Genomic DNA, 14,255 nt, shown 5'->3' on the forward strand with positions numbered 1-14,255 from the left:
TCACTGCCCGGCCTGCGGAAGCTGGTCCGCGGCAATCTCGCACGGCGTCGACCCCTCGCCCGCCGCGGGTGAGGGATCGGCGGCCGGCGCTGCCGCGGGAGCCGGCGGCTCGGCCGGTGGCTCGGCCGGTGGCGGGGTCTCGCCCGGTGGCGGCACGTCGACCGGTTGGGCTTGCTGATCGGGCTCCGGCCCGCTGGGTTCGGCGGGTTCGGCGGCGTCCTCGACCGCGTCCTCGACATCGCCCGCGTCCTCCGTGCCCTCCGCGTCAGTCGGATCCTCGGCGTGAAAAGGGTTCTCGTCGAACGCGTTTCCGTCCGCCGAATCGCCGAGGACGGCCGCGCCATCCGACCCGTCGCCCGCCGACCCGAGCAGATCGCCCATCGCGTCGACGATCCTGCCGGCGAGCCCGAGAAGACCGCCGCCACCCCCACCGAGCCCACCATTACCGAGGCCGCCGCCGAGCCCACCGCTGCCGAGGCCGCCGCCGAGCCCACTGCCGAGCCCGCCCAGATCGCCCAAGCTTTCGGCGGGCCACCCCGACGCGTCACCGAGGCCGCTACCCCAGCCCGCGACCGGCGCCGGCAGGGCCGGCAAGGGGGCGACCGGCGCCGGCGCCGCGGCCGCCACCGTCGCCGCGGGGTCGTCCACCCGCGGTGCGGACTCGGCGGCCACCGGCGGGGCGAGCTGCACCGGAACGACGCCCGCCCCGAGATCACCGGGAAACTCGAACCGCGCCGCCGGGGCGGCCGCGGCCCTGTCGATCACCATGGCGTAGGACGTCTGGACCCCGTCCGACGTGGACCGCATCGCGGCCAGCCAGTCGTTACGAATGTCGTTGTCCACGTAGGGAATCACCTGATGCCGCACCACATCCTCGGCGCCCCGCCGGTCCCCGGCCGTGACCGCGGCGGCGGCGGCCAACCAGGCCGGCCGCTGCGCCTGCGCGCGGTCGTCGACGGCGATGGCCGTCGCGACTTTCGAATCGACCAGGTGCCACAGGTTGTCGCGCAGCGACTCGCATCGCTGGGCCGCCGCGCGCAGTTCGCCGACGACCGCGTCCGCGCTGTCGCAATGCCGCTGCAACAGCTGCACCGCGGCGTCGCCGCCCGCGCCCTGCCACGCCGCGGCCAGCTCGGCCACCTGGGCGCGCTGCATGCGCAGCGCCTCGGCGGCCACCACGCCGGCGGCCCGCAGCTCCGCGCAGTCACGGTCGAGCGCGCGCAGGTCGAGTCCGTCCTCGCTCGCATACCATTCCCGGATCTGCGCGGGATGCGCTGTCAGGTCGGGATGTTGGTAGCCGAGCGCGTGGGACGCATGCACGTAGGTCTGGGTGTGCTCGACGGCAACCCGGCCCTCGGCGAGGCGCGCGTCCACGTCCAACCGGTCGGCCACGAGCTACGCGATCCGCGCCGCGGCATACAGTTCGGCGTCGGCGTAGCGCTCCGCGCTGGACCGCAGGGCGGCGGCGATCTCGGAGGACGCGCGCGACCACTGCGTCACCTGCTGCGTCAGGCGCACCAACTCGACGCGGAGCGCGTCGCCGCGCGCGGTGTGCGCCCGCCCGGCGCAGGCCCCGCCGAAGGCCAGCCTGGCCAGGTGATCGCTGACCGCGCGGTCGAGAAATTCCGCGGCCATGGCGAATTGGTTAGCGACCCGGTGCGTGGCCGACGCGTCGATCTGGGCGCGGGCAGCGGCGACAGGCCGTGTTCCCCCAACGAATTTCATGCCTAATCCGACGCCGGTAGGCGGGTCGGGGTTCCCGGCGCTGCGGGATCAGTGCGCGGCGCTGACCGCATCGGCGACCCGGGTGGCGATCCGCGCAGCGATCTCCTTTTCGGGGGCCTCCACCATCACGCGGATCATGGGCTCAGTTCCCGACGGGCGCAACAGGATTCGACCGGTGTCGCCCAGCTCGGCCTCGGCCTGCCCGACCGCGGACTGCACCGACGGCGCGGCGGCGGCCGTGGCCTTGTCGGCGACCGTGACGTTGATCAACACCTGCGGCAGCGTCTGCATGGCCGAGGCCAAATGCGCCAGCGACGAGCCGGTCTGCGCCATCCGGTTCATCAGCCGCAGCCCGGTGACGATGCCGTCGCCGGTCGAGCCCAGCGCGGGCATCACGATGTGCCCGGACTGCTCGCCGCCCAGGCTGTAGTCGCCGGCCCGCAGTTCCTCCACGACGTAGCGATCGCCGACGCCGGTGGTGCGCACCGTGATTCCGGCCGAACGCATGGCCAGATGCAACCCCAGGTTGCTCATCACGGTGGTCACCAGCGTCCGCGAGGACAGTTCGCCGGCCTCGTGCATGGCCAGCGCGAGCACCACCATGATGTGGTCGCCGTCGACGAGGTTGCCGTCGGCGTCGATGGCCAAGCACCGGTCGGCGTCCCCGTCGTGCGCCAGACCCAGGTCGGCGCGGTGCGCGACGACCGCCGCGCGCAGCGAATCCAGGTGCGTGGAGCCGCAGTTGTCGTTGATGTTGAGCCCGTTGGGCTCGGCGTTGATCGCGATCACCCGCGCGCCGGCCGCGCGGTACGCGCGCGGGCCCACCGCCGAGGCCGCGCCGTGGGCGCAGTCCACCACCACGGTCAGCCCGTCGAGGCGCAGCGTGCTGGCCTTGCTCAGGTGACGCAGGTAGCGGTCAGCCGCATCCTCGGCGTCGACGACCCGCCCGATGCCGGTTCCGACCGGGCGCGGCCCCGGATCCCCGACGAGGGCTTCGATCTGGTCCTCGGTGCCGTCGTCGAGCTTGCGGCCGCCGGGCCCGAAGATCTTGATGCCGTTGTCGGGCATCGGGTTGTGGGAGGCGGAGATCATCACCCCGAAGTCGGCGTCGTAGGCGCCGGTCAGGTAGGCCACCGCGGGGGTGGGCAGCACCCCCACCCGCAGCGCGTCGACGCCCTGGCTGGTCAGCCCGGCGATCACCGCGGCCTCCAGCATCTCGCCGCTGGCCCGCGGATCGCGGCCGATCACCGCGACGCGGCGACCCGGCGCCGACGCGCTCGCCAGACGCCGCGCCGCCGCGGAACCCAGCGCCAGCGCCAGCTCGGCGGTCAACTCGCGGTTGGCGACCCCACGGACACCGTCGGTGCCGAATAGTCGACCCATGCGAACAAACCTCTCACAGTTGTCGGGCTAGCACCTAACGTGCCCGTTCCTTTGTGGCCGAAACGGGGCGCGGGTGGGCGCAGACACGCCGCAACCGGCCACAACTTGTGCACCGCGATGCCAAGTTGTGGCCGGAAAGCGACGGCCGATCAGCGCTTGCTGTACTGAGGCGCCTTGCGGGCCTTCTTCAGGCCGTACTTCTTGCGCTCGGTGGCGCGCGGGTCACGGGTGAGGAACCCGGCCTTCTTCAGCGCGGGACGGTCGTCCGGCGAGGCCACGATGAGCGCCCGCGCGATGCCCAGGCGCAGCGCGCCGGCCTGCCCCGAGGGGCCGCCGCCGTGCAGGTGGGCGTAGACGTCGAAGCTCTCCACCCGGTCCACGGTGACCAGCGGGGCCTTGATGAGCTGCTGGTGCACCTTGTTGGGGAAGTAGCCCTCCAGGGTGCGGCCGTTCAGGTTGAACTGGCCGGTGCCCGGCACCAGCCGCACCCGCACCACGGCCTCCTTGCGGCGGCCGACGGTCTGGATGGGCCGCTCGAACACGTAGGGCTCGGCGGGCGCGGCGACGTCGGCGGTCTCCGAGGCCTCGACCGGGGCTTCGGTCACCTCGGCGACGGCCACTGTTTCCTCTGCGGTCTCTGGGTTGTCCGGGTTCTCTGGGTTCTGAAGGCCCTCGGGCGTTTCGGTCACTGGGCCACCTGCTTGATCTCGTACGGAACGGGCTGCTGTGCGACGTGGGGGTGGGTCGGGCCGGCGTAGACGTGCAGCTTGCGCGCGATCTGCCGGGCGAGCTTGTTCTTGGGCAGCATGCCGACGATCGCGTCCTCCACGACGCGGTCGGGGTGCTTGGCCATCAGCTCGCGGATGGTGCGGCTGCTCAGACCGCCGGGGTACCCCGAGTGGCGGTACGCCAGCTTCTTGTCCAGCTTCTGGCCGCTGAAGGCGACCTTGTCGGCGTTGATGACGATGACGAAGTCACCGCCGTCGACGTTGGGGGTGAACGTCGGCTTGTGCTTGCCGCGCAGCAGGTTGGCTGCCGCGACGGCAAGGCGGCCAAGCACCACGTCCGTGGCGTCGATGACGTGCCACGACCGCGTGGTGTCACCCGCCTTTGGCGTGTACGTAGGCACAGCGCTTACCACTCTTTCTCTGCGAGCCTCGGTTCCGAGGCTGTGGATCCCGGTGTGACCGGGTGCCGGTCAGGCGTCCGCGGTAAGGGCTTGGTCTCGGCGACCGACGTTGACCCGAGGCCCTGGCGTACCGCACGCCAACGGAGCAGCTTACCGACCGCCATCCCCGCAGGTCAAAATGACTGTGTGGTCCCGACGGCTCTCCTCCGTCAGGACCACACAGTCTCACGCGCGGCCAGGCCGCGCGGTGTCTCGTCGGCCGCTACCGCGCCCACACGCCGGCGGCGCGGCGGTCGGCGTTGGCCACCTCGTCCGCGCCGTCGCGGACCGCGTTTCCGAGCGCGGCCAGCATCTCGTTGAGCGCGGTCGCCGACTGGTGCCATTTCACCTGCTCGGCCTGGTAGGCGGCGGCCGCTTCGCTGGTCCAGAGCTGCTGCAAGGGCGCGATGTGTGCTCTCAGCTCGTCGAGCGCGGCATTGAAACGGGCCGATGTCGAGTGAATTTCCTGGCGCACCGAGTATTCGATTTCACCGAAGTTGTAGGACAACACCGAATCCACGGGGATCTTTCCTCCTCACAGGTTTCCGCCGGCGGCGGCGATGCGGTCGGCGTGGCTTTGGCCGGCCTCCTGCAGGGTGGCCGCGTTCTGCCGAATGGTGTCGGCGATGGCGTGTAGGGCGTGGTAGAGGCGCACCGACTCGGCGTTCCAGCGATCGATCACGTCTTTGAAGCGCGTGGCCGCCGGCCCGCCCCACGCCGACGGCGGCACGCCGCTCATCCGGCCGATGAACGCCTGCAACATTGCCCTGATTTCCTCGTTGCGCGCGTCGGTGGTGCCCGCCACCGACCGCATCAGGTCGACGTCGGCGCTCAGTGGGTTTGGTGCAGCCATACCTATTACGACCGTGGCAACCGCCGTTCGGTTCCACGAATTGTCATCCGATCGCGTGGGCGGATCTGACCGCCTGCTCGCACGCATCGCGGACCCCGCCCTCGTCGCCGGGTCTGCTCTGGCATCCGACGCTGATCCGCACGGGACCGTCGAGCAGCACCGTCCAGCGCACCTCATGACCCGGGCGCACCTCGCGGTAGGTCACCGCCGACCGGCCCGCGCTGGTGCCGGACGGGTTGAAGTCGACGAACACCCCGGCGGGCTCGGCGTCGATCGCGCGTTTCAACCGTTCGGCGGTGCCGCTGAGCGTCTCGCCGGCCACCGGCGACTGGGTGATGTGCAGCGCGACCTCGGGATCGGCCGGAGACGTGACCTGCACCCGCGCCGAGCCCGGCCCGGTGACCACCCGTCGCGTCGGCCATGTCGCCGGGACCGACAGCGCCACCCGGCCTTCCAGCAAAAACGTCGTGGGCGTGGCCTCTACTCGCGTCGGGGACACCCCGCCGGGCCGGTCCGGCGCCATCGCAGCCGGCGCCGCCGCGGCGACGACGATGGCGGCGGCCCCCAGTGTGCCCAGGGCCCGCACCCGCGACGGGCGGGCGGTGGGACGCGCCCCCGACGGCACCGGGCGCTGCGGGATGGTCGCCCGCGCAAGCCGCGTGAAGCGAATATCGTTGATTTCCAGCACACTTGGTGCCGACGGCCCGCTCCCGCCTAGCGCGTGGATGATCGACGCCGCCAGCGCCGACGCCCCGGCGACCGTGCTCGGGGTGTCGATCAGCACGGACGCGGGGGCCGCGCCGTCGATGACAGCCGCGACGGCTTCGGCGACGGATTGGGGGTCGGCGTTGCGCGGTACGGCGGCGACCTCGCTCGCGGTGACCGCCACCAGCCGCTCGGCGATTTCCACCGCCACCGTCGGTTCCGCGCGAGACGCCCGCGTCAGCAGCCACGATCGCGGGCGCGCCCGCACCCCACCGGCCACCCTCGCGGCGGCCGCGGTCACCACGCCCACGCGCGGGGAGGACCACCAAGACGGGTGCACGACGACCATGCCGGCGGCGGTTCCGCAGGTTGCCGTCCGTAGCGCGGCCTCCCACAACGCGTCGACGGTTACCGGCCGCTCCCCCACCAGCGTGACCTGGTCGTCGATCGCGTCCAGGGCGGACCGGATGACGTCGGCCGTCTCGCCCTCGTCGATCGTTCCTGTGCCACAACATAACCGGCGGATTGTGCCCGGCCCGGCCTCGATGATCGGACGGTGTTCGCTCACGGCGGGCTCCAAGCCACCTGGACGAGGTCTTCGTCGCCGGTACGGTTGGTCAGCAAGCCGCGACCCGGCGGCAATTGCGCCGGCCGAGCGCGGCCGAACGGCGCGCCCTCGCTGGGAGATCCGCTCATCATCAGCGACATGCAACCGAGGTCACGCAGAGCCGCGAGCACAGGCTCGAACATCGCGCGTTCCGCCCCGGCGCCGCGGCGGGCGACGACGAGGTGCAATCCCAAATCTTGTGCATAGGGCAGGAATTCGGTGATCGGTCCCAGCGGATTTCCCGTCGGCGTGGCGACCAGGTCGTAGTCGTCGACCACGACGTAGATCTGCGGCCCGGACCACCACGCGCGGCTGCGCAACTCGGCCTGGCTCGCGTCGGGCGGCGGCATTCGTGCGCTCAGCAGGGCGAGCACGTCGGGCAGCAGCGCGGCCAACGCGGCCGGTGACATCGCATACCCGCGGAGATGCTCCGACTCGACCACGCCGAGCAGCGTGCGCCGGAAGTCGACGATCAACAGCTGCGCTTGCGCGGCGGTCTTCGTCCGGACCAGCTCACGGCACAAGGTACGCAGCGTCGCCGTCTTCCCGCACGCGCTGTCGCCGAGGATCACCAGATGCGGCTGACCATCGAAATCGATTGCCGCCGGGCGCAGTTCGCGCTCTCGCAGGCCGAGTAGCACTCGGGCGCGAAGCTCGGCCCCCGACCCGCGCACCAAGGTCTCGAGGTCCACGTGATCGGGCAAGAGCGGTAACGGCGGCGCAACCGAGTTACCGGCGAGCACCTCGGCTACGGGCCTTGCGACCACCATGTGCAGCCCGTCCCGGGACAGCCCCCGGCCCGGGCTGTCGTGCGGGACGTGCGCGGCGGCCTTGCGGTCCAGTTCGGAGTCGGCGGGATCGCCGAGCCGTAACTCGACGCGGGTGCCGAGCTGATCCCGCAGCGACGGCCTGACGTCGGCCCAGCGCGACGCCGACAACACCACGTGCACACCGAACGAAAGCCCATGGGTCGCAAGGGCGGTGATCGAGGCCTCCAGCGTCTCGAATTCCTGGCGCACGGTAGCCCAGCCGTCGATGACGAGGAAGACGTCGCCGAACGGATCATCGTTGGCGACGCCGGCCGCGGCCCGCCGGCGATAGTCGGCGATCGAGCCGATCGCGTGCTCACCGAATATGGCTTCACGCCGCCGCACGACCGACTCGCATTCGGCGACGATCCGCCCGACGAGTCGGGACTCGGCCCTGCCGGCGACGGCGCCGACGTGCGGCAACGACCGCACCGACGACAGCGTCCCGCCACCGAAATCCAAGCAGTAGAACTGCACCTGGCTCGCGTCGTGCGTGGCCGCCAGGGCGGTGATGAGTGTGCGCAGCGCCGTCGACTTGCCGGATTGCGGCCCACCGACGATCGCCGCGTTGCCGGCGGCGCCGGACAGGTCGACCATCAGTGGCGTTCGGCGCTGTTCGAAGGGGCGGTCGACAAGGCCGATGGGGACGGCGGTCAGGCCGGCCGGCGTGGGCTCCGCGCCGTGCAGCAGGGTGTGCAGCTGCGGCGCCGGCCCCAGCGGGGGCAGCCAAACCCGGTGTGCGGGCGGCCCCTGGCCGCGCAGCCGGTCCAGGACCGCATGGTAGATGGCCGGCGGGGAAGTCACGTTCGCCCGGTGGGTGCGGCGGACCGCGCCGGTGACCCGGGTCGTGAACGCCTGGACCGAGCGCGCCGCGGCGGGGGCCGCGTCCGGGGAAGCGTCCGTCCGCAACGGTTGCGAAACCGAGGCGGCCTGGAAGCGAATCGGTTCGCCGCCGCCGATCCGCAGGAAGCCGGCGCCGGGCGCGGCGGGCAGCTCGTACGCATCGAGATTGCCCAGCACCGTGCGGGATTCGGCGGCGGACAACGTCTTCAGGCACAGGCGGTACGACAGGTGGGCCTCGAGCCCGCGTAGCCGGCCCTCGTCGAGGCGCTGGCTGGCCAGCAGCAGGTGCACGCCCAGGGATCGGCCGAGACGACCGATCGCCACGAAGGTGTCGGCGAAATCTGGTTGCTGGCTGAGCAATTCGGAGAACTCGTCGACGATGACGAACAGCGTCGGCAGGGCCGGCAGCGCCCCCGGCGGGTCGCCGCTGCGGCGCGCGCCTTCGTAGGCCTCGACGCTGACGCAGCCCGCCGTCCGCAGCAGCTGCTGGCGACGATTCATCTCGCCGGCCAGCGCGTCGCGCATGCGGCTCACCAGCGGCGCGTCGTCGGCCAGGTTGGTGATCACGGCGGCCACGTGTGGCGCTCGCGCATAGTCGAGAAAGGTTGCCCCGCCCTTGAAGTCGATGAGCAACAGGTTGAGCGTCAGCGGGGAGTTACGGACCATCATGCCCAGCGCGATCGTTCGCAACAGCTCCGATTTTCCCGACCCGGTGGCACCGATGCAGAGCCCGTGCGGGCCCATCCCGCCCTCGGCCGGCTCTTTGATGTCCAGCTCGAGCGGTGCGCCCTGCATGGTGGTGCCGATGGGGACGCGCAGGCGGTCGCGGCGCGCCTGGCCGCCCCATAGCGTCGCCGGGTCGAAACGTTGCGCGTCGCGCAGACCGACCAATCCGGGCCAACCGGGATCACCGCGCCCCACGCTCCCCCGATGCCCGGCCAGCCGGAGGGCGCACACCAGCGCGTCGACGGGCTCCATCCGGTCGGGGCACGAAACCGGCGCGGTCTCGCCGGGCTGCCGGATGGTCAGCGGCGCACCGTCATTGCCGCCGCCGATCGCGATGGTGCTGGCGCCGTCGACCGCGGTGGGACCCTCGTCCAGCTCGGCGACCACCACCACCCGGGTCGCCCTAACGCCCGCGAGCGCGCCCTGCGCCTGCGCGGCATCCGAATAGACCATCCGCGCCGGACCGGCCGCGTCGGATTCGCCGGGATGTTGGTTGTGCGGCAACCATTTCAGCCATTCCCAGTGGGCGCGATGCGGGTCGCTGACCGCGGCCGCGACCCGCACCTGATCGGGCGCATGCTGCACGGCGAGCTGGCAGATCATCGCGCGTAGCAAGCCACGCGCGGCCCTCGCGTCGCCGTCGATCGTCACCAGCGATCCGTCCCGCAGGTCGATCGGCACCGGCGCGACGACCGTCGAATACGCGTGGAGGAACCGGCGCAACGCCGTGTCGGTGACCGGATCGCGTAGCTCCTCGGCGGCGAGCTCCGGCGCCACCAAACGACGGGCGAGCGGCTGGGGGCCCATGCCCACCCGCACGACGCAGAAGTCCGCGTCGCCCGGTCCGCGCTGCCACATCCGAGCGCCGCCGATCAACGTCCACAGTGTGTCGGGATGGGGATGACGCCGAATGGCGCACGCGCGCTGCGCCATAGCGACCTCGGATACGGATTGGCTGAGCCGACTCAGGTAGTCGAGATACCGTCCGCGGTCGGCATCGATGCCATCGCCGCGCCGGCGCGCCCGGCCGGTCAGCCCGGACGCCAGGGCCGAGACCAGCATCATCAGCGGAAAGGCCAGGAACACGGGGTTGCGGGCCATGGCGGTCCCCGACGCGAACGCGGCGGCCATGATGCCGATGCTCACCACGGAGATCGCCACCGGCAGCAGGCGGGGCAGCAGGCCGGGCCCCGCCGGTGGCGGCAGGTCCGGTGGCGCCTCGACCACGATCGGCGCCTGTTGTGCCTCGGGCAACAACATCTCGGTCATCGCATCGCCTCCAGTTCGACGACGGTAGGCAGCACCGAAAATGGCGACAAGTCACCTGTGGACAGCCGGATGCCGGGGCGTCGAAACCCGGCTATGTTCGCCAGGATCCGACCGAAGGGATCGCCGTTGGCTGCATCCGATACCGGGCTGTGCCGGGTCCGCGTTCATTGGGGCACCGCCGTCGCCGATCTGGCGCTTCCCGCCGGAGTGCCTGTCGCGGTGTTGATTCCGTCGCTCATCGACGCGCTCGGGGTCCGTCACGCCGACCAGGAGGCGGTGCGCTACCAGGTGTCGATTCCCGGCGCGTCCGCGCTGGACCCGTCGACGACGTTGGCGCAGAACCGCATCGGCGACGGCGCGGTGTTGGTGCTGAGCACACCCTCCGTGCCGTTGCCCGCGCCGCGTTACGTCGACGTCGCGCGGGAGGTGGCGGCCGCGCTGGAGGGGCCCGCTCGGTTGCGTGGCGGTGCCGCGACCCGGCGGGTCACCCGGCTCTGCGGAGCGACTGCGGCCGTCGTCCTGACGGCGGTGGGCGGGCTGGCTTTGGTCCGAAACACCTTCAGCGACGACCACCCTCGAGACGTTGGGATGACGGGCGCCGCTTTGGGATCGGCCGCCCTTGTCGCGCTCGGGCTTGCCGCGGTCGCGCACCGGGCCTACCGAGACCCGATCGCCGGGCTGGCGCTGAGCGTGATCGCCACCGTCTTCGCGGCGGTGGCCGGGTTTGTGATGGTGCCCGGTGGCCCAAGCGTTTCCAACGTGTTGCTGGCCGCGGCGGCGGCGGCCGTCACCGCCGTGCTGGCGATGCGGCTGTCGGGCTGCGGCGTCGTCGCGTTGACGGCGGCGGCGTGCTTCGCGGCGGCCGTCGCCGCGGCGGCGCTGGTGGGCGCGATCACCGCCGCGCCTTTGCATGTCGTCGCGTCGGCATCCGCGGTCCTGTCGCTCGGTCTGCTCGGGGCGGCGCCGCGCATGTCCATTGCGCTGGCGGGGTTGTCGCCCCGATTTGCGACGACGGACTTCGCTGACCCCGAACCGAGTGGCTCGCGGGTGCCCGCGCAAGCGATCCGCGCCGAGCGGTGGTTGGTGAGCCTGCGCGCGGGGCTGTCGTCGTCAGCCGGCGTCGGCGCCGCTCTCACCGTGCTCGCCGGCGCTCCGCGGCTGTCCTGCATGGCATTCGGGACCGTCACCGCCGCCCTGTTCCTGCTGCGCTGCAGGTCCGGCGCAGGCGCCGGGCTGCTGAGCTTTGCCACCGGCGGAACCCTCATCGCGGCAACGACCTTCGGCGTCACGGTACTGCGAATGCAGATGCCCGGACCGCTTCTCGCGGCGGCGACGGCGCTGGCCGCCGCCGCGATGTACCTCGGGTTAGCCGCGACATCCTCCTCGCCCGTCGCGCTCCGATGTGTCGAAGTGCTGGAGTGGCTGGCGTGGTCGGCACTGGTCCCGCTGGCCTGCTGGATCAGCGGACTCTACGGCGCGGTCCGGGGATTGAATCTCACGTGAGGAACTCGCACGTTGGGCGCGTGCTCGCGGTGTCGGCGCTGACGATGTTCGCCGCGTTCGGAACGCCATCGGCGCAGGCGGTTTCGCCACCCGGCATCGACGACAAGTGGCTGCCCGAGCCCGCCTTGCCCGCGCCGACGCGGCCGACCGTGCAGCGCGAGGTCTGCGCGGCGCTGACGCTCGACTCGAGGCCGGGCCGTAACCAGCCGCCGGGGGCGTTCGATCTCTCGGAGGTGTGGCGCCTCACCCGCGGCGCAGGGCAACGGATCGCGGTCATCGACACCGGAGTCTCGCGGCACCGCCGGCTGCCCGACGTGGTGCCCGGGGGTGACTACGTGTCGACCGGCGACGGCACGCAGGACTGCGACGCGCACGGCACCCTGGTCGCGGGAATCATCGCGGCCGCACCGGATTCCAAGTCGGACGGCTTCAGCGGGATCGCTCCGGAGGCCACGTTGATCAGCATTCGGCAGTCCAGCGCGAAGTTCGCGCCCGCCACCGACCGGTCCCGCTCCGGGGTGGGTGACGTCGACACCATGGCGAAAGCCGTTCGGACCGCAGCGGATCTGGGCGCGTCGGTGATCAACATTTCCTCGGTGGCGTGCGTTCCGGTGGCCGCCGCGCTCGACGACCGTGCGCTGGGCGCCGCGCTGGCCTACGCCGTCGACGTCAAGAATGCCGTCGTGGTTGCGGCGGCGGGGAATACCGGCGGCGCCGCGCAGTGCCCGCCGCAGCGACCGGACGCGACCTGGCAGACCATCACGGTCGCGGTCAGTCCCGCGTGGTACGACGACTACGTGCTGACCGTCGGTTCGGTGAACGCCGAAGGGGCGCCCTCGGGTTTCAGCCTTGCCGGGCCTTGGGTCGATGTCGCCGCGCCCGGCGAGGCCGTGGCCTCCCTCGCGCCGGATCCGGTGTCGGGCACGAGTTATGCCGCCCCGGTGGTGAGCGGGCTGGCCGCGCTCATCCGGGCCCGCTTCCCGGCGCTGACCGCGCGGCAGGTGATGCAGCGCATCGAGTCGACCGCACATCATCCGCCCGCGGGGTGGGATCCGCTCGTCGGCAGCGGCACCATCGATCCGCTCGCCGCGGTCAGCACCGGGACGGGCCGGCCCGCCGCCACGCCCAAGCCGCCTGCCGCGGCGCCGGCCGCCGTGTCGCCGCCGACGACCCGATCGCGCGATACCCGCGCCCGGGACACCGCGGTGCGCGGCGCCGCGGTTTGCCTCGTCGCACTGACGGTCGCGCTCGCCGCCGGAGGGGTCAGAAGCCGGTTACGGGGAGGCCGCGACCGCGTCCCGGGCGATTGACGCGCCGCGTCTGCTCAGCTCCGGTCCCGCCGGCAAGAGCGTGAGGATCGGCCAGGGCGCCGGGGTCGGCTCGGAGAGGCCGAGATCGTGCGCGGCGTCGTCGTCGGGGATGGCGAATCGCACCCCGGTGTCGACGATCAGGTAGCGGGTGCCGGCTTTGTCGCCCGCCCGCACGTAGGCGCTGCGGCCGGTCGGCACGTACGCGGCATCCAGCGCGGGGCCGCGGCCGTCCGCCTGCGCCAGCGTCACCGCCGCCTGACCGGGCGGCACCGGCAGCCGGCTCCCCGCCAGCAAAGCCACCCCCGCTCGCCCGCCCGCCCAGCTGGCGCATAACGTGCCGGCGGCCTCCGGCAGCGTCGGCGCGCGGTCGGGGAAACCGGCTACGGGCAGCTCGGCGACGACGGGCGCGGCCCGGATCGCCGCGGGCGCGACGGTGATGGGACTGACCGTGCCCTGCGAGCCGCTAAAGCGCATCAGGTCGGCGGCGACCTGGCCGATCCGCTGGACGCCGGCGGCCAGCACCGCGTAATACTCGTCACCGTCGGTGCGTGTGACGCGAAGCACACTGCCGACGTGAAACCCCGGCAGCCCGGGCGCGGCGGCCCCGAGGCCGCGGATGCGGGGCGCCGAGATCGGTGGCGCCTCGGGCATGGCGTTCAGCAACGCTTGCGAGATGAGCCGCGGCGCGCGGCCCTCGAGGCGGAGCGCCCGCACGACCGCGGCATCTTCCAGGTCCACGATGGCCCGGTGCCCGTCGTAGAGCAGATAGGCCGGCGAACCCGAGGAGACGGCGGCCAGGATGGCCTGCCCGGGGGGCATGCGGGTGACCGCGTTGTCGGCGAGGGGGCCGACGATGACCGTCGTGCTGCTGGCGCCATCGCTGTCGCACATCGAGAAGGCCACGTCCTGTGCGGGCAGGGGCCTGCCGACGAACTGCGGTGCACCCGGGATGCCCAGCAGCGGGCCGCGTTTGGCGCGCTCCAGGTCGGCCTCGCGGATCGGCTGCGGATCGGCGGCCGTCCCCGCGATGAGCCGCGCGGAGGCCAGGTTCGGCACCGGATGCCAGACATCGCCCACTCGAACGAACAGCGCACCCGAATCCCGGGACACCACGATCTGCGCCCGATCCAGCGCGACGTGCGGGCTCAGCAAACCCAACAGCGCACAGCCCGCCAGCGCGAGGACCGTGACCACGCAGCCGGCTGCCAGCGATGCCGACGGCATCCGCGCCCGTGGACCGGTCGGGTATATCGCCTCGCCCAGCAACGCGCATTCGGTGCGGCGCACGAGGTACCGGTGAGCGCTGACGCGCAGCCACGTGGTCGGCTGACGCGGCACTGATCCCCCCACCCTG

General features: G+C 72.3%; 12 protein-coding genes. 2 read left to right on the plus strand and 10 right to left on the minus strand.

What is annotated here, in order from left to right:
* The 9 genes from K883_RS04475 to eccCb form a co-directional block, all read right to left on the minus strand.
* A complete protein-coding gene (locus K883_RS04475) occupies window positions 1–1,392 on the minus strand; it encodes a hypothetical protein (RefSeq protein ID WP_036453819.1) in 1,392 nt (463 codons plus the stop codon).
* Window positions 1,393–1,395: 3 nt separating this feature from the next.
* Window positions 1,396–1,725, minus strand: coding sequence for a hypothetical protein (locus tag K883_RS04480; protein ID WP_036453820.1), 330 nt, complete (start codon window positions 1,723–1,725; stop codon window positions 1,396–1,398).
* 48 nt (window positions 1,726–1,773) lie between these two features.
* Window positions 1,774–3,108: a phosphoglucosamine mutase gene (glmM, locus tag K883_RS04485; RefSeq protein ID WP_036453822.1), complete on the minus strand. Its 1,335-nt coding sequence runs from the start codon at window positions 3,106–3,108 to the stop codon at window positions 1,774–1,776.
* 149 nt (window positions 3,109–3,257) lie between these two features.
* Window positions 3,258–3,713 carry a 30S ribosomal protein S9 gene (gene rpsI / locus K883_RS04490; protein WP_162288437.1) on the minus strand — a complete coding sequence of 152 codons (456 nt, stop codon included), beginning with the start codon at window positions 3,711–3,713 and terminating at the stop codon, window positions 3,258–3,260.
* 80 nt (window positions 3,714–3,793) lie between these two features.
* Complete coding sequence (gene rplM, locus K883_RS04495; protein ID WP_008260230.1) at window positions 3,794–4,237, minus strand: 50S ribosomal protein L13; 444 nt, start codon at window positions 4,235–4,237, stop codon at window positions 3,794–3,796.
* Between the two features lie 262 nt (window positions 4,238–4,499).
* The gene (locus K883_RS04500; protein WP_086427048.1) at window positions 4,500–4,802 is read right to left on the minus strand and encodes a WXG100 family type VII secretion target; all 303 of its coding nucleotides are present in this window, start codon (window positions 4,800–4,802) and stop codon (window positions 4,500–4,502) included.
* A 9-nt stretch (window positions 4,803–4,811) separates the two neighbouring features.
* The gene (locus tag K883_RS04505; protein WP_008260234.1) at window positions 4,812–5,129 is read right to left on the minus strand and encodes a WXG100 family type VII secretion target; all 318 of its coding nucleotides are present in this window, start codon (window positions 5,127–5,129) and stop codon (window positions 4,812–4,814) included.
* Window positions 5,130–5,172: 43 nt separating this feature from the next.
* Complete coding sequence (locus K883_RS04510) at window positions 5,173–6,402, minus strand: type VII secretion-associated protein (RefSeq protein ID WP_036455272.1); 1,230 nt, start codon at window positions 6,400–6,402, stop codon at window positions 5,173–5,175.
* Window positions 6,399–10,088 (minus strand): type VII secretion protein EccCb, encoded by a 3,690-nt coding sequence (eccCb, locus tag K883_RS04515; RefSeq protein WP_036453825.1) that lies wholly within the window; start codon window positions 10,086–10,088, stop codon window positions 6,399–6,401. The genes K883_RS04510 and eccCb overlap by 4 nt, the downstream gene beginning before the upstream one ends.
* 93 nt (window positions 10,089–10,181) lie before the next feature.
* Between eccCb and eccD the strand changes: the two genes are divergently transcribed.
* Window positions 10,182–11,591, plus strand: a complete 1,410-nt coding sequence (eccD, locus tag K883_RS04520; protein WP_036453827.1) for a type VII secretion integral membrane protein EccD — start codon at window positions 10,182–10,184, stop codon at window positions 11,589–11,591.
* Window positions 11,588–12,901 carry a type VII secretion-associated serine protease mycosin gene (mycP, locus tag K883_RS04525; RefSeq protein WP_369798857.1) on the plus strand — a complete coding sequence of 438 codons (1,314 nt, stop codon included), beginning with the start codon at window positions 11,588–11,590 and terminating at the stop codon, window positions 12,899–12,901. Before eccD ends, mycP begins: the two co-directional genes overlap by 4 nt.
* Here the strand turns inward: mycP and eccB are convergent.
* Window positions 12,866–14,239: a type VII secretion protein EccB gene (gene eccB / locus K883_RS04530; protein WP_036453831.1), complete on the minus strand. Its 1,374-nt coding sequence runs from the start codon at window positions 14,237–14,239 to the stop codon at window positions 12,866–12,868. The two genes, mycP and eccB, sit on opposite strands and share 36 nt — an antisense overlap.
* Window positions 14,240–14,255 lie beyond the last annotated feature (16 nt).

This window comes from Mycobacterium sp. TKK-01-0059 (assembly GCF_000709305.1).
Lineage (GTDB): Bacteria > Actinomycetota > Actinomycetes > Mycobacteriales > Mycobacteriaceae > Mycobacterium > Mycobacterium intracellulare.